Origin of the sequence: Paenibacillus litoralis (genome assembly GCF_046244365.1) — a bacterium.
In the GTDB taxonomy this organism is placed as follows: domain Bacteria; phylum Bacillota; class Bacilli; order Paenibacillales; family NBRC-103111; genus Paenibacillus_V.
The window spans coordinates 4,954,262-4,977,084 of the sequence record NZ_CP176395.1 but is presented as its reverse complement, the minus strand read 5'-3'; the positions used below and the strand labels follow the sequence as shown (position 1 = coordinate 4,977,084).

General features: G+C 53.5%; 22 protein-coding genes. 13 read left to right on the top strand and 9 right to left on the bottom strand.

Going from position 1 to position 22,823, the window contains the following annotated elements; genetic code table 11:
* Window positions 1-5: 5 nt before the first annotated feature.
* From efeB to ACKGJP_RS20845, 3 genes are all read left to right on the top strand, one after another.
* Complete coding sequence (gene efeB, locus ACKGJP_RS20855) at window positions 6-1,334, top strand: iron uptake transporter deferrochelatase/peroxidase subunit (RefSeq protein ID WP_409340728.1); 1,329 nt, start codon at window positions 6-8, stop codon at window positions 1,332-1,334.
* A gap of 17 nt (window positions 1,335-1,351) precedes the next feature.
* Complete coding sequence (locus ACKGJP_RS20850; RefSeq protein ID WP_409340727.1) at window positions 1,352-3,154, top strand: FTR1 family protein; 1,803 nt, start codon at window positions 1,352-1,354, stop codon at window positions 3,152-3,154.
* 310 nt (window positions 3,155-3,464) lie between these two features.
* Window positions 3,465-4,550 carry a glucosaminidase domain-containing protein gene (locus ACKGJP_RS20845; protein WP_409340726.1) on the top strand — a complete coding sequence of 362 codons (1,086 nt, stop codon included), beginning with the start codon at window positions 3,465-3,467 and terminating at the stop codon, window positions 4,548-4,550.
* Window positions 4,551-4,571: 21 nt separating this feature from the next.
* Here ACKGJP_RS20845 and ACKGJP_RS20840 read toward each other — a convergent pair whose 3' ends face one another.
* Window positions 4,572-4,883 carry a hypothetical protein gene (locus tag ACKGJP_RS20840; protein WP_409340725.1) on the bottom strand — a complete coding sequence of 104 codons (312 nt, stop codon included), beginning with the start codon at window positions 4,881-4,883 and terminating at the stop codon, window positions 4,572-4,574.
* 442 nt (window positions 4,884-5,325) lie between these two features.
* Between ACKGJP_RS20840 and ACKGJP_RS20835 the strand changes: the two genes are divergently transcribed.
* A complete protein-coding gene (locus tag ACKGJP_RS20835) occupies window positions 5,326-6,126 on the top strand; it encodes a squalene/phytoene synthase family protein (protein ID WP_409347218.1) in 801 nt (266 codons plus the stop codon).
* 107 nt (window positions 6,127-6,233) lie between these two features.
* Here the strand turns inward: ACKGJP_RS20835 and ACKGJP_RS20830 are convergent, their stop codons facing one another.
* Window positions 6,234-6,740 (bottom strand): hypothetical protein, encoded by a 507-nt coding sequence (locus tag ACKGJP_RS20830; protein WP_409340724.1) that lies wholly within the window; start codon window positions 6,738-6,740, stop codon window positions 6,234-6,236.
* A gap of 297 nt (window positions 6,741-7,037) precedes the next feature.
* On the opposite strand from ACKGJP_RS20830, the gene ACKGJP_RS20825 reads away from it, so the two are divergent.
* A complete protein-coding gene (locus tag ACKGJP_RS20825; RefSeq protein WP_409340723.1) occupies window positions 7,038-7,571 on the top strand; it encodes a DinB family protein in 534 nt (177 codons plus the stop codon).
* Window positions 7,572-7,724: 153 nt separating this feature from the next.
* Window positions 7,725-8,135, top strand: coding sequence for a TerB family tellurite resistance protein (locus tag ACKGJP_RS20820; RefSeq protein WP_409340722.1), 411 nt, complete (start codon window positions 7,725-7,727; stop codon window positions 8,133-8,135).
* An 86-nt stretch (window positions 8,136-8,221) separates the two neighbouring features.
* On the opposite strand, the gene ACKGJP_RS20815 is transcribed toward ACKGJP_RS20820, so the two are convergent.
* Window positions 8,222-9,220 carry a glycosyltransferase family 2 protein gene (locus ACKGJP_RS20815; RefSeq protein WP_409347217.1) on the bottom strand — a complete coding sequence of 333 codons (999 nt, stop codon included), beginning with the start codon at window positions 9,218-9,220 and terminating at the stop codon, window positions 8,222-8,224.
* A 229-nt stretch (window positions 9,221-9,449) separates the two neighbouring features.
* Here ACKGJP_RS20815 and ACKGJP_RS20810 point away from each other — a divergent pair, with 229 nt between their 5' ends.
* On the top strand, window positions 9,450-10,700 hold the full coding sequence (locus ACKGJP_RS20810) for a mannosyltransferase family protein (protein ID WP_409340721.1): 1,251 nt from the start codon (window positions 9,450-9,452) through the stop codon (window positions 10,698-10,700).
* A gap of 173 nt (window positions 10,701-10,873) precedes the next feature.
* Here ACKGJP_RS20810 and ACKGJP_RS20805 read toward each other — a convergent pair whose 3' ends face one another.
* Entirely contained in the window at window positions 10,874-11,344 is a 471-nt protein-coding gene (locus tag ACKGJP_RS20805) for a MarR family winged helix-turn-helix transcriptional regulator (protein WP_409340720.1), read from the bottom strand.
* 38 nt (window positions 11,345-11,382) lie between these two features.
* Window positions 11,383-13,419, bottom strand: a complete 2,037-nt coding sequence (locus tag ACKGJP_RS20800; protein WP_409340719.1) for a Na+/H+ antiporter — start codon at window positions 13,417-13,419, stop codon at window positions 11,383-11,385.
* Between the two features lie 317 nt (window positions 13,420-13,736).
* Here ACKGJP_RS20800 and ACKGJP_RS20795 point away from each other — a divergent pair, with 317 nt between their 5' ends.
* From ACKGJP_RS20795 to ACKGJP_RS20770, 6 genes are all read left to right on the top strand, one after another.
* Window positions 13,737-14,687, top strand: a complete 951-nt coding sequence (locus tag ACKGJP_RS20795; protein ID WP_409340718.1) for an ABC transporter permease — start codon at window positions 13,737-13,739, stop codon at window positions 14,685-14,687.
* Window positions 14,688-14,706: 19 nt separating this feature from the next.
* Window positions 14,707-15,582 carry a carbohydrate ABC transporter permease gene (locus ACKGJP_RS20790; RefSeq protein WP_409340717.1) on the top strand — a complete coding sequence of 292 codons (876 nt, stop codon included), beginning with the start codon at window positions 14,707-14,709 and terminating at the stop codon, window positions 15,580-15,582.
* A gap of 71 nt (window positions 15,583-15,653) precedes the next feature.
* Window positions 15,654-15,830, top strand: a complete 177-nt coding sequence (locus ACKGJP_RS20785; protein WP_409340716.1) for a hypothetical protein — start codon at window positions 15,654-15,656, stop codon at window positions 15,828-15,830.
* A 15-nt stretch (window positions 15,831-15,845) separates the two neighbouring features.
* Window positions 15,846-17,291 carry an extracellular solute-binding protein gene (locus ACKGJP_RS20780; RefSeq protein WP_409347216.1) on the top strand — a complete coding sequence of 482 codons (1,446 nt, stop codon included), beginning with the start codon at window positions 15,846-15,848 and terminating at the stop codon, window positions 17,289-17,291.
* Between the two features lie 291 nt (window positions 17,292-17,582).
* Entirely contained in the window at window positions 17,583-19,448 is a 1,866-nt protein-coding gene (locus ACKGJP_RS20775; RefSeq protein ID WP_409340715.1) for a sensor histidine kinase, read from the top strand.
* Entirely contained in the window at window positions 19,435-20,247 is an 813-nt protein-coding gene (locus ACKGJP_RS20770) for a response regulator (protein WP_409340714.1), read from the top strand. Before ACKGJP_RS20775 ends, ACKGJP_RS20770 begins: the two co-directional genes overlap by 14 nt.
* Window positions 20,248-20,325: 78 nt before the next feature.
* On the opposite strand, the gene queF is transcribed toward ACKGJP_RS20770, so the two are convergent.
* The 4 genes from queF to queC form a co-directional block, all read right to left on the bottom strand.
* Window positions 20,326-20,823 carry a preQ(1) synthase gene (gene queF / locus ACKGJP_RS20765; protein WP_409340713.1) on the bottom strand — a complete coding sequence of 166 codons (498 nt, stop codon included), beginning with the start codon at window positions 20,821-20,823 and terminating at the stop codon, window positions 20,326-20,328.
* A 71-nt stretch (window positions 20,824-20,894) separates the two neighbouring features.
* The gene (gene queE, locus ACKGJP_RS20760; RefSeq protein WP_409340712.1) at window positions 20,895-21,644 is read right to left on the bottom strand and encodes a 7-carboxy-7-deazaguanine synthase QueE; all 750 of its coding nucleotides are present in this window, start codon (window positions 21,642-21,644) and stop codon (window positions 20,895-20,897) included.
* Window positions 21,637-22,080: a 6-carboxytetrahydropterin synthase QueD gene (gene queD, locus ACKGJP_RS20755; protein ID WP_409340711.1), complete on the bottom strand. Its 444-nt coding sequence runs from the start codon at window positions 22,078-22,080 to the stop codon at window positions 21,637-21,639. The genes queE and queD overlap by 8 nt, the downstream gene beginning before the upstream one ends.
* Window positions 22,077-22,745, bottom strand: a complete 669-nt coding sequence (gene queC, locus ACKGJP_RS20750) for a 7-cyano-7-deazaguanine synthase QueC (protein WP_409340710.1) — start codon at window positions 22,743-22,745, stop codon at window positions 22,077-22,079. Before queC ends, queD begins: the two co-directional genes overlap by 4 nt.
* Between the last annotated feature and the right edge of the window lie 78 nt (window positions 22,746-22,823).

Below are 22,823 nucleotides of genomic sequence, written 5' to 3'. Positions count from 1 at the left end.
ATCGAATGGAAGAACGAAACAAGCATGAACCGCAGGAATCCGTTTCGCTGGAGGCGGAACCAAAACCCAAGCAAGGACTTAGCCGGCGCGAAATGCTGAAAATAGCCGGTATCGGCGGCGTCGGGCTGCTTCTGGGCTCCGTAGGAGCCGGAGGCGTTCTTGCCGGGACCGGGATGCTGGATGGCTCCCGGGAAAGCTCCGCATCACCCGGGACAGCCGGGACGCAGGATAGCATCCCTTTCTATGGGGCTCAGCAGGCGGGAATCGTAACGCCTTCCCAGGACTTTTTATGCTTCGCCTCCTTCGATCTGACAACCAATCAAGTTTCCGAGGTCATCGAGCTGCTCCGGACATGGACCGAAGCGGCAGCTCGTCTAAGCGAAGGGCGTCCGGTGGGGAGCGAAAGCAAAAATGCAAACTTGCCTCCGACGGATACCGGAGAAGCGGCGGGACTCCACCCGGGGCGGCTGACCTTGACGTTCGGCGCCGGCGCTTCTTTATTCGACGGTCGCTTTGGCCTGGCCTCCAAGCGCCCTCCGGCTCTGATCGATCTGCCGCGGTTTGCCGGAGACAATCTCCGCGAAGAATGGTGTGGGGGCGATATTGGCGTACAGGTATGCGCAAACGATCTACAGACGGCCTTTCATGCCGTTCGCAACCTGGCAAGACTCGCTCGCGGCGTTGCGGTGCTGCGCTGGACGCAAGAGGGCTTCCAGCGCACGGCCGGTTCCAGTCAGGGAACGGAGACGCCGCGAAACTTACTAGGATTCAAGGACGGTACGGGCAATCCCGATACGGCCGATGCGGAAACGATGAAGAAGGTCGTATGGGCGCAAGCTGCGGACGGACCGGCATGGATGAACAACGGCAGCTATATGGTGACGCGGCGCATCCGCATGCGCATCGAGGTGTGGGACCGCTCGTCGCTGAACGACCAGCAGGCGACGTTCGGCCGGTACCGGGATACCGGCGCTCCGCTTGGTATGGGAAACGAGTTTGACCCCATTCCTCTCGACCGGAAGTCGGAGAAGGACGCTCCCGTCATTCCGGACAATTCCCACATCCGTCTCGCCCATGGAGACGGAAGCGTGAAAATATTGCGGCGTTCGTATTCCTACTCGAGCGGTATCGATCACCAGACGGGACAGCTAGACGCCGGCTTGTTCTTTATCGCGTATCAACGGGATCCGCGAACTCAGTTTGTTCCGATGCAGGATCGCTTAGCCAAGCAGGATAAGCTGAACGAATATATCGTTCATGTGGGAAGCGCGGTTTTCGCTTGTTTTCCGGGCGTACGGGAAGGCGGCTATATCGGCGAGGGGCTTTTCGTATGACGAAGGAGATCATACCGATGAACCGTCGCGCATCCCGCAGCCTGATAGAGAAGCTTCTTCTCCTTGCATTTGTGCTGCTTCTGCTTACCGGACCGGGAGGACAGCAGGCAAGTGCGGCCGACACCGGCACAGCCGGAGCCGACCGGCTAATGCCGCTGGCGGGAGGGGCGCTCGTGGAAGCGGGGCAGAAGCATTGGGCTGTAGCCAAGCAAGAAGTTGAGCAGTTCGACGCCGAGTGGAAAAAGCTTAATCCGCCGTCCTCGCCGTCCGCTGCTAAAGTCGCCGAAGCGATTGCGCAAGCGATACGGTCGCTGAACGATGCGGAAGCCCATCCGGATGAAGCTTATCAGGCTGTTTCGCGCTTGACGAAGGCGACGGACGAATATGCGGCCTCGGTTGCCGTAACGAAGAATAAGAAGGACGGCAAGGAAGCGGTACAATCGCTGCTGCCCTACCTTAAGCAAACGCTGGACCAAGTCAAGCAAAGCAATTGGACCGAAGCGAGCGCCCGGTATAAGCAATTTACCGTGCAGTGGGGCAAAATCGAGCCGGATATCCGGAACGACAATCCGCAGGTGTACGGCTTGATCGAGACGATGAGCAGCCGGATCCGGATCGCACTGCAGACGGATCCGCCTCAAGCGGCTGCGGCCGAGAGCGGTATTACGGCTCTTATGCAGACGGTGAACGATTATAGGAACGGTACCCTAAAGACGGACGCAAGCAATGCCGGCACCGGCAGCATCGCCGATCTGATCGCCATTCTCGACATGGCCCATAGCGAAGCCGGTTCGGACCGGGCGGACGGCGCTGCTGAGCAGATGCAAGCTTTCATTGCCCTTTGGCCGAGTCTGGAAGGGGAAGTGCGGACTCGCTCGCAAAGCACATATGCGAATATCGAGAACGAGATGACGCAAGTATCGGGGTATCTGATGTCAAAGCCTCCGAGGACCACCCAGGCGCTTGCGGTCATTGCCGGCATGCGGGCGGAGCTCGAGCCTTACACGAAGGAAGCTTCCTATACGGCTTGGGACGCGGGCTTGATTTTGCTGAGGGAAGGGCTGGAAGCCTTGCTCGTCGTAGCCGCGCTTCTCGCATTCTTGCAACGGACGGGCAACGGCTCCAAGCAAAAATGGATTTGGAGCGGCGCTGCGGCCGGACTGGTTGCTAGCGCTATGCTCGCTATCGTACTTACGCTGACGATCGCCAAGGCGGCTTCGGGCAGCGCGCGCGAGCTCATCGAAGGCGTAACGGGGCTCGTTTCCGTCATTCTCATGATTACCGTAGGGGTTTGGATGCACGGCAAGTCCAATGTGAATGCCTGGAATTCGTACATCCAAAGCCAAATGGGTTCGGCGCTTGCAAGCGGCCGGCTGTGGTATTTGTTTTTGATTGCGGGACTTGCGATTTTGCGGGAGGGTGCGGAGACGGCGATTTTCTATATCGGGATGGCGCCTTCGATCGAGCCTTTTAAGCTTGTACTAGGTATTGCGGTTGCGCTGGCCGTGTTAGCTATTAGCGGAATCGCCATCGTCAAAGGCGGAGCCAGACTGCCTGTCCGGCCGTTCTTCCTTGCGGCAACCGTATTTATTTACTACCTCGTCATTAAGTTTCTCGGACAGAGCATTCACTCCCTGCAGATCGCAGGAAAGCTTGCGGCTCACAGCAGGGACTACTTGCTTTCCATGGGATGGCTGGGCGTATATCCGACCTGGGAAACATCCGCTCCGCAGCTGCTTGCGCTGCTCTTTATTGCGATTCTTTTCATGCGGACCGCCTATAAAAACAGAAACGGCAGCGGGAGTGCGAGAACGGCCTGAGCCAGTTGAACGAATACGAAAAAACCGGAAGCTTCGGCTCGGTTTTTTCATTTATCAGAAGGACGGCGAAAACGTTTCTCCTTGTGTCCGATCGGGGAGTCTCGTCCCCCTATTTCGAAAAAGAACATAGAGAATCGGTAAGCGAACCTCCTTTCATCGGGCGGTTTTTTCGTGTTTACCGGGCAGGGGAGAGGGAGGAAAATACAAAAAAAGCAAAAGCCGACACGGCCGAATTGATCTTTTTTCTCTAATTGGACAAGAAAATAGGCGGGTCGACAAATAAACAAGCATTCTCCGCAGGCAGTTTGACATGTTTTTTAGTTGCTCATGTGTACAATCTATCCTATATCGTTCCGCACAGCCACCATCAGATGAAGGAAGAGGTGTAGTCATGAGTAGAGAACGGAATCGGCGTTTGTTCGTTTATGCACTATGTTTAGCCTTGCTCCTGACAATCGGTTTGCGATTCTTTCTAACGTCCGCACACATTGCGGAAGCTTCGCCGGGTCCAATCCATATGAACCGAAGCCTACATATAACGGCATTCCTGAATGGGAATTTTCATTCCTTTAAATCCTATCAAGCCGCCTCCCCGACGCCTTTGGCTGAGGAACCCCCCGCAACAACGGAAGTCGTTTCAGCCGAGCCTGCTCAAACGCAGGTTGACGAAACGCCGGTATTAGCCCCCGCTCTGCCAGCCTATGAAGTAACTGCCTACTATCTCAATGTTCGGACCAAACCGAATGCGTCGTCTCCCATAATGAATGTTGTAAAGCAAGGCGAGAAGCTGGAGATCGTCCAAATCACCGAGGAAGGATGGCTGGAAGTCAAGGACGGAGGGTACGTTCACGGCGGTTATGCGAAAAAGGTGGAAATGGAAGCGCCTACGCCAGCTGCGGTCGCCTTGGCATCGATAGCTGCGGCTTCTGCCCGGCCCCTCACGGTAGATACGGCATCGGAGCCAAGCAAGCCGACATCCGCCGTAAAATCCGAATCCGGTTTGACCAAATCGCATATCGCCCAAATTTTTGAAGGCACGGATTTGGCCGGGAACGAGCTGGAGGAAGCGATTCTCGAGATCGAAGAAGAATACGGCATCAATGCCTATTTCACGATCGCCGTCATGAAGCTCGAAAGCGGCAACGGCAAAAGCAGCCTGGCCAAAAACAAAAACAATTTGTTCGGCCTGAACGCTACGGGCGGGAGCAATAATAAAGCGTTTAGCTTCCAAACGAAGGGAGACAGCGTCCGGGAATTTGGACAAATCCTTAACAAATACTATACGGGCAACGGCTACACGACGGTGGAAAAGATCGCCAAGAAGTATTGTCCGGCCAACTCGGAATGGGCCAATCTCGTCAGCTCCATAATGAAAAGCGATTATAAAAAGCTTTAACAGAAATGAAAGAAGCCGGCGCTAATCGTACTTGTCCTCGTCGACTCTGCTTATTTTATCCAGGATGAGCTCGGCTTCGGTCTCGAAATTCAAATAAAGCGGAGCGGGAAGCCTGTTTATGATGTCTTGAACGAACGGCAGATCGAACAAGTCGTCAATCGTTTCCGGCGTCTGCTCCAATTCGTACACCCATTCGCGGAAAGCATCGATAAACCGGTAAAAGGAAGCTTCGAAATCGTTAGCGGTCGACTCGGCGTCATCCTGTTCCGGATTCGACATGGCATTCCAGTTGCCCAAGGCGGTTTTTAATGCTAGTTTTACTTTCGTCTCCAATGTTACTCCTCCTTCTTGAAATTGCCGCAGCGGAGCGTGCATGCTCTAGGCAATAGCATTGCCTGATCGTCCGGGAAACCGGATAATTTAGTAGAAAGAAACTGCGTACAAGTACGAATGTAAAGCAAAGACGACCAAGAAATGGAACGGATTTGTTACAATTTCATGTCTTTTGTCAAAGTGCGGCGGACGCGCAAACCGCCCGGCTGCAACGTGCGCTGGCATTGGACTCATTTCTTTGGTAAATTAGATAGGTCGGTATTCATACTGGATCGGTTGAACAGCGAAAATCATACGACATGCCTGTTCCGTTAACAAATACTAGCCGTGAAGGCCGCAACTATATAGATTCGAACATTGCGTTCCGCATACGATAGGATGGACAGACGATTATTTTGGAGGCCAGACGGTGAATAACAGGAATCAATTATTTAGTGAAGCCATGGACATGTTAGCGAATACAAGCAGAACCTTCTATATTCCGATCAGCTATTTGGTGGAGGGGATACAGGAAGCCGTCGCTTCCGCCTATCTATGCATGCGTGCCATCGACGAGGTGGAAGATCATGAAGACCTGGCATCCGAACATAAAATCAAGCTGCTGCAAGGCATCGCTGCCGTTTTGCGGGAACCGGAGAGAATGGACAAGCTAGATGAGCTCTTCAATCCGTACAAGGAGGTTCTGCCCGACGTTACGCTGCGCCTAACCGATTGGGTGGATCTTTGTCCGGCCTCGATCGCCCCTCGCGTCATGCTGAGCACGGCGGTCATGTCGGAGCAAATGGCCGAATGGGTCGAAAAGAGCTGGGTCATTAAAACGGAAGAGGATTTGGATCATTATACGTACTGCGTAGCGGGAGCCGTCGGCGAGCTGCTGTCGGACCTGTGGTTGTGGTACGACGGCACGCAAACGGACCGGATCAAAGCCGTAGGCTTCGGTCGGGGACTTCAAGCGGTAAATATTCTTCGCAACATTTCCGACGATTCCTCGAGAGGCGTGAATTTCTTTCCGGAGCGGTGGGGGAAGGAAGAGATGGTTGCCTACACCAAACGCAATCTCGCGCTTGCCGATGCATATATCGCGGACATTCAACCCGGGCCTATTCATAATTTTTGCAGCATACCGCTGGCGCTTGCGCACGGAACTCTGGAAGCGATGACGGAAGGCAAGGCCAAGCTGAATAGAACCTCCGTTCTGGATATCGTCAAAAGAGTGACGGGCAGAGCGACCACGCAAAAGTAAAATCCCAAACGGCTGCTCCTAATCGGAGTTGGCCGTTTTTTCTATTATGCCAAAGGCTGCCGGTGCTTTTGCACCGGCAGCCTAAACTGCGCTTGGATGCGGAATGCTCACCATATGCGGGCAAGCAGCCGAAAGAACCGCCAAAACGTTTTCTTGCGAGCGGGATGCCGTTCGGAACGCGAGGTTTCGACGGACGGAAGAGCATCGCTTCGGAATCGGATCGTTTTGGCTTCCGCTTCGGCAATAAGCGCGGAATTCGTGCTTCGGCGAAGAAAGGGCTGCACTTCGATCTCCGGTAATCGGGCCTCCGTTAAGGCGTTTTGGATGAAAGGAGTTTCAGGCGCGAAAGGCAGATTCGCGGCTCCGGTAGCCGCCGTTTCCGCCGAGGCGGCCGCTTCGCCGCACCAAGGCTGTCCTTCCTTCAGGCGGTTTTCCAGCTCGTCCAAACGCTGCGAGAGCAGTAGGTTCTCCTTTTGCAGCTCCTGCATACGTTCAAACAGAATTTTCAAGGTGAGCCTCGGTTTTTTGGTCTCCTTGAGCGCTGCGTCGGCATATTCGGGCAAAGGCGGCAGCAGCGCCTGCTTATCTTCGGCAGTAGTCGTCGGATGGTCCACGGCAAAGCCTCCTAGAATGATGATGGCGAGTCGATAGAGGAGAGAGAAACGATATTCTTATCCTACAGGAGAATGGGTAAGGATACTGTCGAAGGCCGCTGTCAAAAGGTTTCGTTATTTGGTGCCGGAAGGCGCCATCGGAAAGCGAGATTCACGCTGCTCCGCACGCCGAAAGTCCTAACGGATGCAAAATGCCTCGTTCGCATGCGATCCGTGGATATGTATCACTATTTGAGCGAAAGTCATCATAACTTGAAGCATGCCGATAACCTGCAGGCATACAAGGGGGATGATGGGATGATCGCGTTTCACGAGCTGGAAGCCTATTTGGATCGTAAGCGTGCCGATCTGCTCGAGGCGCTTCAAACGTTCGGCGTGCACGAGAGGGGGGCGACGGAACAGGAGGGCGGATGGACGATCGTGCAAATCGTCGAGCATTTGGGTTTGGTCGAGCGAGGCGTCATTCGGGAAGTGAGCACACTTCTCGATAGCTCTCCTGCTAATCCGGACTCATCGCCTGAATCGAAACGAACCGATATGATCGGCTTGTTCAAAGCCAAAGGGATTATCGGACGCAAGAACGAATCGCCGCTATGGGCCCTGCCGAAAGGCGCGATGGAGTACGGGCAGGCTCTGGAGCGGTTATCGGACATCCGTTCGGAACTGAAACGCTTCCTTCCCGAGCTTGCCTCCCGCGAAACGAATTCGCTGGTATCGATGCATCCGTACGGAGTCGAGCTTAACGTTTGCCAGTGGCTTCATTTTGCCGCCGTTCACGAAGCGGGGCATGTCTTGCAGGTCAAGCGAATTCGCGCTGCGAACGATAACTGAAACGGGGGGGAGCCGGCTGGACGAATGGAGATACCGCTCTTGTTGCGGGGGTCGCCTACATTTTTTACACGGCCGATTATTTCGGATATACTTGAGGAAGGTTCAAACATTGGAATAGGCAGCCATCATGGGGAAGCAGGGGAGTGAACGGAATTGTTTTTGCATTTTCTGCAGACAAAGGAACATAAAGAGGCGTTTTTGGAATTGGCGCACCTCGTAGCCGAAGCCGACGGGTTCGTCAACCGTAAAGAACGGGGATATTTACAAACGTACATGGACGAAATGAATATGCAGCAGCCGGAGCGCGAGTTTGCGCCTGAGAGACGGCTCGCGGATATTGTCGGAGGTCTGAAGGACGAGCAAGTGAAAAATATTTTTTTCGCCGAAATTTTACTGCTCATTTTCGCTGACGGCGATTATAACGATGAAGAAAAGCAGATTATCAAGGATATTAAGCAGCTGTTCGGATTCTCGGATGAAACGTACGAAGCGTTTAAAAGCTGGGTAGTCCGTATGGATCAGCTGAAAATCGAAGGCATCAAGCTGATTTTGGATCCGTCGTAGAAACGTACGTACATAAGGACTTCTTTAACAAAGGCAAAACCCCCGCAGCAGCAATGTGCGGGGGTTTTGCCTTATCGTATAGAGCTTCACGATTTCCTGCCGAAGCTCCCCGCCTCCTCGAACGCTTCCGCGGGAGCAAGCACCTTCTTCTCTATTACATAGAGCGGACGTTTTTTTACTTCCTTGTAGATTTTTCCTATATATTCCCCGATTAGCCCGAGCGCCAACAGCTGAACGCCTCCGATAAACCATACGGAGAGGATTAAGGACGTCCATCCGGAAACGGTCGTTCCCCACAGCTTGCCGACGATTGCATAAATGGCGGCAAGGATGCTCATCGCAAACAGGACAAAGCCCGTTAACGTGACGAATCGGATCGGCGTCACGCTAAAGGATGTAATGCCGTCGAAGGCGAAGGAGAGCATTTTTTTGAGCGGATATTTGGACTCTCCCGCGAAGCGTTCGTGCCGGTCGTAGTAAACGACGGTTGAAGGAAAACCGATTAACGGAACGATTCCCCGCAAAAACAAATTGACCTCTTTAAAATTGGCCAGCTCGTCCAGCGCCCGTTTGCCCATTAGGCGATAGTCGGCATGATTGTCGTGAATCTTAACGCCCATGCTAGTCATCAGCTTGTAAAAGCCTTCCGCCGTGGTGCGTTTGAACCACGTATCGGTGGTGCGGCTTTTGCGTATGCCGTAAACGACCTCGAAGCCTTCATGGAATTTGATCATAAATTCTCGGATCGCTTCAACATCATCCTGCAAATCGGCGTCAATGGAGATGACGCAATCGGCCGCTTCCTTCGCCGTCATGAGACCGGCCAGCAGGGCATTTTGATGTCCGGCATTTTTGGCAAGCTTTAAACCGGTTACAAATGGGAAAGAATGATGGAAGCGCTCGATCAGCTCCCATGTCTTGTCTTTGCTTCCGTCGTCGACGAAGAGCACCGTGCTTTTGGCGGAAATCAGTTTGTCTTCCATTAGTGCATGAATGATTTTACTTAGACGCTGCACCGTTTCGGGCAGCACTTCTTCCTCGTTGTAGCAAGGCACGACTATCGTAAGTACAGGATTTGACACGATTACACGACTCCATTCCAGAGGATTCACGATAAGCAATAGTATAGCGCATAGGCTAAGGACTACTCATTAGTTAACAAAATCTTCAAAAACATTTTTGCCGCATCCAGCGTCTTACATATAGACGGAGTGGGGTAGGGAAAGTTGCATCCGCTATACGCGGGCCGGCTGTGCGACGTCCTACATACATGGTAACAGAAAAAAAGATCCAGGGAAAACGAGGTGGCAGGTTTTGATTGCAGAGAAACGATTGATCCCAAGCATTCTACTATCGATTGCGGTGCTCATCATCATCAGCCGGGCGCTAACGTTATTTACGGGATACGTAGGCATGAATCTGTTCGGCAAATATACTACGCCAACGTCGTATGAAGCTACGGAGTCCGAAACCTATTCGAAATGGAGACAGAAGCTCCCCGAAGCGCTCGATGAGACGGAAGTGATGAATCTATACGATTTCGTCAAATTCGATACGTTCTCCTACCTGAAAATAGCTACGCAGGGCTATGACAACGTAAGGATGGACGAACCGCATACGGCTGCAAATTGGGTATTTTTCCCGTTATATCCGCTCCTGATTTTTCTGTTCGGGAAAATATTCTGGTTCGATCCAGCGCTAGTCGGCATTATTTTATCCAATTTGTTCTTGTTCGTTTCACTAGTCTACCTGTATTTAATCGGTTTGCAAAGAGGGCTGTCCGATCGGCAAGCCAAGTCGGTTCTATTCCTGATCCTGCTGTATCCGTCGTCGCTCTATTTCTCCGTCCCTTACACGGAAAGCTTGTTTCTGATGCTGTCTGCGGCAGCGATCTATCATGCGTGCAGCAAGCAGTATGCTCTTGCTTTCCTGGCGGCAAGCCTATCGACGGTCACGAGGGTTCCCGGTTTTATCAACCTGGCTTTCGTTCTGGGTACGATCGTATTGGACGAAGGCTTCCGGATCAACAAGCGATATTGGAGATGGGGGCTCTATTCCGTCTTATCTTTGGTGCCGATGGGGCTGTATCTCCTGCATATGAAGAGCCTTACGGGTGATTTGCTGGCGCCGTTTCACGAGCAGAGCAACAACTGGTACCGTTACACCACAACTCCCTTTAAGAACTTCATCGGCTATTTGAAAAATCCTTATTTTTCAACGCCGGACGGATGGGATAACGGACTGATCGCCTTCGTCGTGTCGTCGGCCATCTTCATCGTTTATATCGCATTTTTCATCGTCCGCTTCAAGACCATGATTAAGGACCTCAGGGAGCTATTGTTTTACGTGTACGGCGCGCTGCTGATCGTTATCCCCTTTTCCAGCCAGCCGCTCTTTCTGGTCAGCGTAGTCCGCTATATGATGGTTTGTATCCCGCTGTATTTCTATATTGTCAGCTTGGCCGACAAAAGGGAAAACGTGCTCCGATTTTTTCAGCTCCTGTTCGTGATTGTTAATGTAATCATAACGATCGGTTACTTTAATGATTACTATTTCGTCATTTAGTGGGGCGTACGGCGCCCATCCGCCGAAAAAGCCGCGATTTTCGCGGCTTTTCTTAACGATTCAGAAAGTATATCTCCGCAGATTGTTCATCGTCTCGGCAAAAGCACGGCATCCAAAGACGCCGTTAGGCGTTTATCCTTGTTGCCGCGATGCCCGGAGCGGGCTTGCGCCTTTCAATTGTTTTCGCTTTCCGGCAATTTGACGTTGGCGTCAAAATAAGCGTGTACTTGGGTCAGCAAGCCGATTAGCGTATCGCTTCGTTCTTCGCCGAGAAACGCGATAAGCCCGGAGAAAATCGCCGCAAACCTTTCGCCGGCTTTACGGGCGACGGCTTCTCCTTTCTCCGTCAATCGGATGTCTGCGATTCTTCTGTCCGACGGATCGGTCGTTCTTTCGATATAGCCGCCTGCAGCCAGGCTTTTGATCATCTGCGTCACGGTCGGGGAAGTCACATGCAGCTTTTTGCTAATATCCGAGACGTGCGCGCCATGCGAGCCTTGCCCGGATAGATCGTTTATGCAAAGCAAGACGCGGATTTCGCTGGCGTTTAAGCCCCATAGCTTTTTGTTTCGCCAGTCGGCCTTCGCGAAGCGCTCGAATGTTTCCGCCAGCTGCTTGACCTGCTCGTCGTTCTTCTTGTTCAATGATGTCCCCTCTTTTCCGGTCGCGCATGGCCAATCCGCTACACCAGTTCTCCCTGTTCGAAAATAAGGGCTTCCCGTTCCCTTATCGTTTTCCTAAGCTCGTTTGCGGCTTCGCGGTTGATTTCACCGTGCTCGTATAAGGCTTGAACCTCATCCCGTTCGGCTTGGATGGCCACCCAGTGAAGTTCCCGTTTGCGTTCGTCAAGAGGGAGATCCTCGAGGCGCAAGGAGAGGGACATTCCCGATAGTCTTGCGACGATTTTATGGTAATGCGCGAGAACATCCAGAACGTCTTCCTTGTTCTGTTCCGTTCGCATTTGCTCCAGCTTGGCGATAACCGAGCGGCTTGCTTCGATCTTGTAGTTTTTTAACCGTTCCCGGTCGGCTTCGGAAAGCTTGTCCCACGGTTTATCGATCTTACCGGAAAACGGCGATTTCAGCCAGCCGAGCAATGATTTCACCATGATCAGCCACACTTGGGAGCGGTTCGCTATAATTTCTTCGATTTTATCGAGCAAGGTCAAATAATGCCCGGCGTGTTCCTCGCTCATTCGCCCTTCTTCTTTAGCGCTGCGTACATAATCCCTTTCCAGATCGAGGGCGCGTAGACGCCATTCGGTTTCCGTTTTGCGGGAACGGGCTCTGCCCCTGCGGCTGGCATCCTTCTGCCGAAGCTGCTGCATCCACCGCTTGTAATCCGCAATGACGGAGGCTGCAGCGGCTTCGTTCTCCTCCGTGCTAGCTTGATGGACCGCTTGTATGGCGGCACGCATCGTTTTCGCTTGGCCGTCGCGCTCCATGTCCTCCTGCACGTTCCCGCCCGTATCGGTTTTCCTTGCCAGCATCGGCAGCAGAATGCTGGCGGCAAGCAGCGAGAACAAAATGACGACGGTGGCGAGGAAGATAACCAGATTTCGCTCGGGAAAAGGAGCCCCGCTCTCGATAACTAACGGGATGGAAAATGCGCCGGCAAGCGTAACGGCTCCGCGAACGCCGGACAGGGAAGTCATCGCGAGTATTTTGAAGCCCGGCGTTTCGGCGCTTTTATTTTTGGCGAACGCTCTGCCTCCCCTTGTAAAAGCAAACGTCCAAACGAAGCGAAGCACGATCAGCATAAGGAAGATGACCAAGGCGTATCCGAACGCCTGGAAATTGTCGTAATGCGGATTTTCCAGAATAATGCTGAACACGTCGGGAATTTGCAGTCCCAGAATGACGAATACGAGTCCGTTCAAAATATAGAGGATGACCGACCAAGTGTTAACGGAAACGGCATTCGTCTTGGGTGTAACGGTATGTGTCCGATCGCGCTCGACGGCATGGACGACGCCTCCGGCTACCGCGGCCAAAATACCCGATAGCCCTAGCTCCTCGGCCGTCAAGTATAAGACGAACGGGGTCAGCAGCTGGAGAAGCATATGCATCGTATCGTCCTCCATCCCTGCACGTCGAAGAAGATGCCGAAGCGCGGTGATGAGCGATGCGAGGATAGCGCCGACGACGAGGCCCCCGACGGCGATAATAAGGAAGCTGATGCTGGCCTGCGTCAGCGAGAATACGCCGGTAACGGCGGCCGCGACGGCGAATTTAAAAGCGACGAGTCCCGAAGCGTCGTTCATTAGCGCTTCGCCTTCGAGAAGATGCATCAGGCTTTTTGGCAGATGGATCCGTCCGGCTAGCGCGCTGACAGCTACGGCATCCGTTGGCGATAAGATGGCCGCCAAGCCGAAAGCGACGGACAGCGGGATGGAAGGAATCATCCAATGGATGGCATAGCCGATCAAAAAGACCGTAACGAACACGAGTCCTACGGCCATCAACAGGATCGGGGCGCGGAGCCGCCAAAGCTCGCTGCGCGGGGTATGTTTGCCGTCGTTATAGAGCAGCGGCGCGATAAAGAGCAGAAAGAACAGCTCCGGCTCCAAATGAAGATGAATGCCGGAAGGCAGAAGGACGATGACGACCCCTAGCGCGATCTGGATCAACGGAACCGGTATGAACGGAACATAGCGGTTAATGACGTTGGAAACGCCGATAAGAGCTAGCAAAACCAGTATCGATATGAAAACTTCCATGTCTAGTTTACTCCTTCACTGTAGGATCATAGCGGATTGCAAAGCCGGTCCCGATCGGGCGGCCAAGAAGTAGGTTGCCCCAATAGATGGCAATTATTTAATTAGGTTGCCTACCTAATTATAAGTGTAAAGCTTGTCGGCGGTTCATGCAACCATTATCGGGATAAAAGCGCCGTTTAATCGGCCGAGATGCGACTTTTACCCGGGTTTATTGTCCTTCGCTCCGGTTTTCCCGACGTTTTATATCAGGTATGCTATTGCATGTAAGCACTTTCTTTACGGAAGGCTCCCGGAGATCGGATAGGAGGAGAAAGAAAATGAACGTGGCGACCGCCAGGATCACCGAGGCGAGAGAGACGCCGAGACGAAAGCTGGCAAGGAAAATATGGAAATACAAGCTGCTGTATATGCTGCTGCTTCCGGCATTCGCGTGGGTGTTTATTTTTGACTATATGCCTCTCTACGGAATCAGCATTGCCTTCACGGACTATAACGTCATACAAGGGTTCTCCGGAAGCGAATGGGCGGGGCTGAAATATTTCCGGATGCTGTTCGAATCCGAAATGTTCCGCAATGCCTTCAAGAACACGCTGTTGATCAGCTTGTACAAAATGATAAGCGGATTCCTGTGTCCGATCCTGTTAGCGCTTGCTTTGAATGAAATCCGGACGGTCTGGTTCAAGAAGACGCTGCAAACCGCCGTCTACTTGCCGAGGTTCGTCTCCTGGGTGGTCTACGGAGGGATCATCGCGCTGCTGCTTTCGCCGGAAACCGGCATCATCAACAAAATCATCGAATTTTTCGGCGGAAAGCCGGCGTATCTGCTTGTCGAGCCTGCGTACTTCCGGACGATCCTGGTCGTCACCGACGCGATGAAGGAAATGGGCTGGGCCGCCATCATTTACATGGCCGCGATCGCCGGGCTTAATCCCGAGGTGTACGAAGCGGCCATCGTAGACGGCGCCACGCGGTTTCAGCGCATCGTACGCATTACCTTGCCGGGCATAACGGGCACGATTATCGTCATCTTTATTCTAAGGGTCGGTTATATCATGAGCGCCGGTTTGGATCAAGTGATCAACTTGTACAATCCGATGGTGTTCGAGGTGGGGGACATCCTGGACACCTACATTTACAGGGTCGGCATCGAGCAGTTCAGCCTCAGTCTTGCCGCCGCCGCGGACGTGATCAAAGGCGTCATCGGCCTCGTCCTGGTGCTGGCCGCCAATCAGCTCGCCAAGCGAATAAACGATTCCGGCATTTTCTGACAAGGGAGAAGAAAACCCCATGAAGCTCACCAAAGGCGAGACCGCTTTCGTCGCCGTCAACTATACGGTTCTCACGATCCTGACGATCGTCATCGTCGTTCCGTTCTGGTATGTCATCTCCGTATCGGTCACGCCGTATCACATATTCAGCGAAAAGAACGGGATGATCCTGTTTCCAAGCACCGTCAGTTTTCAATACTACGAATATCTGCTGAAGGAAGGTTCCTTAATCTATGCCGCCTACGGCAACACGATCCGCAACACGGCCGGCGGCGTACTTCTTGCCTTACTCCTCACGACGACGGCGGCTTACGCGCTTGCGGAGAAACGGCTGCCGGGCAGGAAAATGCTGATGCTGTATTTTGTGCTCACCATGCTGTTCAAGGGCGGCATGATTCCCACCTATATCAATATCAAGGAGCTAGGGCTGCTGAATACGAACGTCGTGCTCATCCTGGTGATGGCGTTCAGCGCCTTCAATATGATCATCATGAAGTCGTTCTTCGAAGGCATTCCCGAAAGCCTGAAGGAATCCGCCTCGATCGACGGCGCCTCCGAACTCCGGATTTTGTGGCAAATCGTGCTTCCCTTGTCGCTGCCTGTCATCGCCACCATCAGTCTTCTCTATTTGGTCGTTTATTGGAACGATTTCTTCAACGCCATGCTGTACGTGACCAACTGGCATAAAGCGCCCGTGCAGCTGGTGCTTCGGACGATTATCGCGAACTCGAGCTTGCCTCCGGAGCTTCTGGAAGCCGCCGGCTCGACGCCCCCTCCGACGATAGGCATCCAAATGGCCGCAATCGTCATCGTAGCCTTGCCGATGCTGATCATCTACCCGTTCATTCAGAAGTATTTCGAGCAAGGGATGCTTATCGGTTCGGTCAAAGGATAATCGTTTCTTCCCATGATTTACCCCTCCGGGTAAACATAGATGATAGGATAAATCAAGGAGGTCATCAGTTCATGTCCAATTCCAAAACCAAATGGTCGTACGGCATGCTAGCCGCCGTATTGGCCGGAACAGTCACCATAGCGGGATGCGGCAAAGAGAACGGAGCGGGAAGCGCGTCTCCTTCGCCGTCAGGCGGGACGGCTGCGCCTTCCGCCGCCAAAGCGGCTGAGCCGTACGAGCTCAAGTGACTCCGTTCGCAGGATATTTCCAAGCCGTACGACCCTTCGAAGGACGCCGTCAAGCAAGCGATCGAGAAGAAGCTGAACGTCAAGATCATACCCGAGATGGTCGACGTCCAGCAGTACAAGACGAATCTGAATCTGAAAATGTCTAGCGGCGATTACCCTGACGTGGTCAGAATCGATTTTGCGGACGATTTCCAGAAGTACGCGCAGCAAGGCGCCTTCGTCGATCTTACGAATCTGATTAACGAGAAGGATACGCCTAATATTCTGAAAGAAGTGCCGAAGGACGTATTCGAGCAGGCGAAGGTCAACGGCAAAATTTACGGAATCCCGTATCAGGGCGGACCCGGCGCCGGTTACCGCTGGAATTTGGTCATGCGGAAAGATTATTTGGACGCACTCGGCGCCCAGGTTCCCCAAACGCTTGACGACTATTACCGCTTGCTCAAGAAGGTGAAGGCGGAGAAGCCGGACGTCATTCCGCTCGGAGGGTATACGGCGCAGATCGGCCAGCAAAAATACGCGAACAATTCCTTCGATAACGTCTTCGGCGCATTCGGCGTAACGCCCGGCTATTTCACGGAAAAGGACGGCAAGTTCAGCAATTACGACATCGATCCGAACATGCGGGAAGCGCTTCAATTCCTGCAGAAAATGTATGCGGAAGGCTTGGTCGACAAGGAGTTCGCCACGATCAAGGAAGAGCAGCTGCGTGCGAAGCTGTTCAGCGGCAAGCTGTTTTCCTGGATGGGCTGGTGGTCCACGCCGAACGATTACGACACCCAAGTGGAGACGAGCGAGCTCAAGAAGAGCGGCAAGCTGGCGGCAGACGGAAGCCTTCCGAACCAGGTCGATCAGCCGTTCAAATATTTGACGCTCACCGGCTCGCTTGTCGGACCGGACGGCAAAGCTGTCGCTCCCAAGGGCGCTCCATTCGCACAGATGAATGCCATCAGCGCGAAGACGAAGGATCCGAAAAAGGTTTTGGCCATTATCGAGCAATCGTTGTCGCTTGAAAATCAGATGCTCACGGTGTGGGGAATCGAAGGAGAAGATTATAAAATCGACAACGGCAAGATGAAGGTGATTACCGATCTGATCGATCCCAAAACGATGCAGGACAAGAACGGCAATTTCCGCGGGATTCAGAGCTACCTGTTCGCGCCGGGCTTGAAGGGCTGGCCGAGATATCTGGAGTCCATGCCGCTCCGTAACGCCCTAGCGCTCGACATCGCGATCAACAATAAGTTTCAAATCACGGACGCGTCCAACTACCTGGAATCTCCGACGAAAATCGCCAAGCTGGTCGAGCTAAATACCATGCGCGATTCCGTCTTTACGCAAATTATCATGGGCGGCGACATCAAGAAATTCGACGAATTCGCCGAGAAATGGAAGGCGCAAGGCGGTGCGCAAATCTTGAAGGAGCTGGAGGAATCGTTCAAGAAAAAGACGGGAAAGTAGCACAAATGAACAGCTGTCGCAACACGCCAAGTAAGGTCTGCCTTATTTGGCGTCTTTTACTTCGAGTTAACAACGATCGAACAATAGAACGTGACGAAGCGTTTTTGCTAGAATAACGGATTTCGGGGCGTTAATGGTTGCCAAAAATGCGTATCGCAGAGGTTAAAGTGTATCGCGCTTGCAGGTATGCAAGGCCGGCATAGAGAAATCCATAAGGGAGCCGGGAGCCCTTAGCCGGTAAATGCCGGCCGGTTTGGCCGTTGTATAACGCGGGAAATGGGGGTGAAGCGCATGGTAGCTTTTAAGCGGAAGGGGATCCGAAAGTCGGGTCTGCTGGCAAGGCTCAGTCTGCCGATTTTCGCGCTGATCGTTACCATCGTCGCCCTGTTCGCGACAACCGCCAGTTATCTTCTGATCCGGGTACAGAACGACCATACGCTCAAGCTCGCGGAGCAGTCCATCAAGTTCGTTTACCGGAACGTAGGGTACCAGTTCGATACGATGAATAATGTGGCGGCTTTTATTTTGGCCAATCAATCGATTGAAAATTTGCTGGAAGGCACGTACCAGAAGCCTTTCGAGGCCGTAGGCGATTTTTACGCGGTGCAGACCAACCTCGAGAATCTGTCCTTGCTGTCCTTGCTGAGCGATTTCGGATCCCGCAGCGTGGCGCAGCAATCGTATGTGGTATCGCTTGCGCTGGAACCGGGCAGCGGACTTTACGAGCTTGCGACGGACCATTTCTATCCCGCCACAGGGATTTATAAGCAGGACGATCTGCAAAATCAAGAATGGTTTCTCAGTCTGCAAGAAGGGAAAGGCCAGACGGTATGGTGGGGCCAAAAGACGGAACGGCTGGAGGCGCCGATCCTCTACCTGGCGAGAAAAAAGATGAGCACCAAAGACGGCCGAAGCATAGGCACGGTTATTGTCGGAGCGAATAATCGGAGCATCAAAGCCGTGTTCGACAACGCTCCTCTCGAGATGGGCTACCATCTCTTGCTCGATGAAAGCAACCGCGTGATGTTCAGCGAAAAATACGATTTCCTTCAAGATGCCGGAACGCTGCCCTATGTGCGCGAGCTGACCGATGCCCGAGGATCCCATGTAACCAAAATTGACGGCGAAAAGCACCGTGTCATGTTCGAGACGCTCAACAACGGCTGGAAGCTGCTGGCCGTCGTGCCGGAGAGCCATTTCAGCCGGTACACGTTCGCTATTTCGGCGATCGGCGCGGTTACCGCCGCCGCCGCTCTGCTTGCGGCAGGGCTGTGGCTGCGCAGAATCGTCGTGCGGGTGACGGTCCCCATCACCAGACTGGTAGCCGCTATTCAAAGACCGGAGGTCGTGGAGTTCAAAGAGCCGCTGCCGAACCAGAACACGGGAATCTATGAAGTGGACGAATTGAATCAGAAGTTCGACTCCATGCTCGTTACGATCCGCGGCTTGATCGAGAAATCGTTCAGCGAGGAGATCGAACGCCGACAGCTGCAGCTGGAGCTTTTGCAAGCGCAGATCAACCCGCATTTTTTGTACAACACCTTGGATTTGATCAATTGCCGCGCGATAATGGCGGGGGATCGGGAAACGAGCCGGATCGTCCGTTCGCTGGCGAATGTTTTTCGCTATGGGCTTAACGAGGGCCAGCCGTTGATCACTCTGGAGGGAGAGATCAAGCACGTCGAAGCCTACCTCCTTATCCAAAAGATGCTGATCGACGATCTGGAGGTCGACATTCAAGTGCCGGAGGCTCTGCTGACGGAACGATTGGTGCATCTGACTTTGCAGCCGCTGGCGGAGAATGCCATTATTCATGGATTCGCAGACCGCTCTTCCGGCTGCAGGATTGCGATTTCCGCGAGAACGGAAGGAGAAGCGCTTGTGCTTCAGGTTGCGGACAACGGAAAAGGCTGCGATCCGGAACGGATGAACCGCATGCTTGGGCAGCGGGACGAAAGCCAACCGGGCGAGACGGCGGGGGAAGGCGAGAGCAAGTCCGGCTTCGGCACCTCGAATGTGCACCGTAGGATCCGGCTGCATTGCGGGGAAACGTACGGGCTTCGTTACAGGAAGACATCGGAAGGAACCTGCGTCGAAGTCGTCCTGCCCCGTTTGCCTGGTCAGCCGGCTAGAAGGGAAGGAGATGACCATGTTTAAGCTGCTGATAGCGGAGGATGTCAGAATTGTTCGCGAAACGCTGGTCCGATCCATTCCGTGGCAATCGCTCGGCATCGTGCTTCTGGGTGCCGTCGAGAACGGGGAAGAGGTGCTGGCCTGGTTGGATCGCGAAGAACCCGACCTGCTCTTGACCGATATCGGAATGCCCAAAATGAACGGCTTGGAGCTGATCGAGGCCGTGAAAGCCCGAAACCCGGATATTCGCTGCATCATTCTATCCGGCTTGAACGAATTCGAGCACGCCCGTCAGGCTATCAAGCTTCAAGTGGTTGACTATATTCTAAAGCCGATCGATCCCGAAGAGATCGAGAACATTATGGCGCGTGCGGTTCGGGAGCTGCGCAAACAGCGGGAGGAACGGCAAGCGCTTGCCTTCGCGGAACAGTCCGCCAAGGAGAAGCTGCCCCATCTCTCGGCAGCGCTTCCACCCGCGGAATGGAACGGAAGCCTGAAGAAAAAGAAGCTTGTCGAGCAAGCCATCGGGCATATCGAAGCGGGATTTCATAGGAAAGATTTTACGCTTTCGGAAGTGGCGGCATCGGTCGGATTGAGTGAAAAATATATGAACGTTTTGTTTAAGGAAGTAACGGGAATGACGATCAATCATTGGATCATCAGGCGCCGGATGGAGGAAGCGGCCCGGCTGCTCAAGGATCCCGCGATCAAAATCTACGCGATATGTGATCGCATCGGATATGCCGATCAGGATCATTTCCGCGAGAGCTTCAAGAAACAGTTCGATTTGACGCCGACCGAGTATCGCAACAGCTTTTTGTAGGCTTGCAAGGCTGCCGAAGGCAGTAGATAAAAGAGGAGTCCGGAGCAGGTGATGCCATGCTCCGGACTCCTCTTGCAACTAGCGGTTATCCACTTTCTCGGGATACAAATCATGATTGAGCAGACGGTGCTCCGCCATCTGCTCGTATTTCGTGCCGGGGCGGCCCCAATTGCAATAAGGATCGATCGAGATCCCGCCTCTCGGCGTAAACTTGCCCCACACTTCGATATACCGCGGCTCCATCAAAGCGATCAGATCGTTCATGATGATGTTCATGCAATCCTCATGAAAGTCGCCGTGATTGCGAAAGCTGAACAAATAGAGCTTGAGCGATTTGCTTTCCACCATGCGGCGGTCCGGCATGTACGAGATGTAGATCGTCGCGAAATCCGGCTGTCCGGTCATCGGACAAAGGCTTGTAAATTCCGGGCAATTGAATTTGACGAAATAATCGCGACCCGGGTGCTTATTCTCGAACGATTCCAAAATATCCGGCGAATAGCCGAACCGGTAGTCGGTTCCTTGATTGCCGAGCTGCGTAACGCCATTCAGTTCTTCTTGCGTTCTTCCTGCCATATTAATCCATTCCGCCTTTCCCTTGTAGAGGCGATAGAGCGCCGTCTTTGCGTACGGCCGAAGCTCTATCGTTAAACCCCTTTCTTATTGCCCCAAACCCAAGTGTGCAGCTGAGGCAGCACATGAACCTGCTTAAGCCGGTGATGGGTCATAACACGGCCGATGAGCCACTCGTACCGCTCCAGCAAATAAGGGAGCAGCCGTTCCGGCTCGGTTTCCTGAAGCCGGTCGTTGCCGGCCTGCGCATAGAACGGAACGTACGGATACCGTTCATGGACGTCTGCCGCGAACTGAAGGTCGGCATCGTCGAATATGACAACCTTCAAACTGTAAGGCCGCGAACGTTCCGACAGCTTCCGGACGATCGAATCGAGTACGGACCAGTCCGTTGTCATGCCGGAGCTTGGCGGCTTGGGCGACAACGTCAAATCGTCGATTTCCCAAAACCAATCCTGCCAGCGGCTGCCTTGCGTCTCCAGCGCAGCTTGAATCCCATGCTCGTGCAGGAGCTCGATCAGCTCGCCGAGCTGAGGAAGCAGGGCGGGATTGCCGCCGGAAATCGTGACGTGCGCGAACGTATCGCCGCCCGTGCTCAGCAATTGGTTATAGATTTCCTCGGCCGTTAGCAAACGGATATCCGCTTTGCCGCTGCCGTCCCATGTGAACGCGGAATCGCACCACGCGCAGCTGTAATCGCAGCCGGCGGTGCGGACGAACATCGTCTTTCTTCCGATGACCATGCCTTCTCCCTGCACGGTCGGACCGAAAATTTCCATGACGGGGATGCGCCGGGTCTCCGCTTGACGGTTGCGCTCATTCATGGGAAATTCCAGCCTTCGGACGATAGATGCAATAGCTTGTCGGCGTTTCGCGCAAATAAACCTGCAGGCAGCGCGGACGATTCGGCATCTTGTCCAGGTATTCCTGAACGATCTCATAAATCGTACGGGCAACGGTTTCGGTAGTCGGAAACCGTTCCGGCTGGCTGTCATTGAACCATTCGGTATGTTCGTTGAGCACGGAATGATCGAACCGGTCGTGAATGAGCCGCTTCAAGGTGGAGAAGTTCACGAGAAATCCGGCCGAATCGAGCGAATCGCCGGCGACCGTAATATTGGCGAAATACGTGTGTCCGTGCAGCTTCCGGCATTTGCCCGCTTCTTCGGCGGGAACATAGTGCGCCGCGGCAAATTGCAGGTCTTTATTCAGCTCGTAGCAATACGTATGCGGGACCGAAGGATAAATTTGCTGCATCATACGGCGTCTGCACCTCCGACTTGGCGGGCCAGATAGTCTTCCAATCCTTTGCGCCGCAGCAAGCAAGCCGGACATTCCCCGCAGCCGTCCGCTATGATGCCGTTATAACAAGTAAGCGTGCGTTCCCTGACAAAGTCAAAGGCGTCAAGCCGGTCCGCCAGCTCCCACGTTTGCATTTTGTTCAGCCACATGAGCGGCGTTTCGATGACGAACGGGTAATCCATGGCCAAATTAAGCGTCACGTTCAAGGATTTGATAAAGACGTCCCGGCAATCGGGATACCCGCTGAAATCCGTTTCGCACACGCCCGTTACGATATGCTTCGCTCCGACTTGTTTGGCTAGAACGGCAGCGAAAGACAGGAACAGCAGGTTGCGTCCGTCTACGAATGTAGTCGGCAGCGAGCCGTCTTGCTGTTCGATGGCGATATCGTTTCGGGTCAGCGCATTCGGGGTCAGTTGACCGAGCAGCGACATGTCCAGTATATGGTGCCTAACGTTTACTTCCTTCGCGATCGCGGAGGCGCACTCGATTTCCAGCTTATGACGCTGCCCGTAGTTGAAGGTGACGGCTTCCACCTCGCGGTATCGTTCCATCGCCCAGAACAGGCAGGTCGTACTATCTTGTCCGCCGCTGAAGACGACGACGGCTTTCGAATCGTTCATTTTCCCATCTCCCTCTCATGTAGAGAAGAACGAGATCCATGAAGCGTTTCCCTATTCAAACTAAAGAATCGGCGCGAA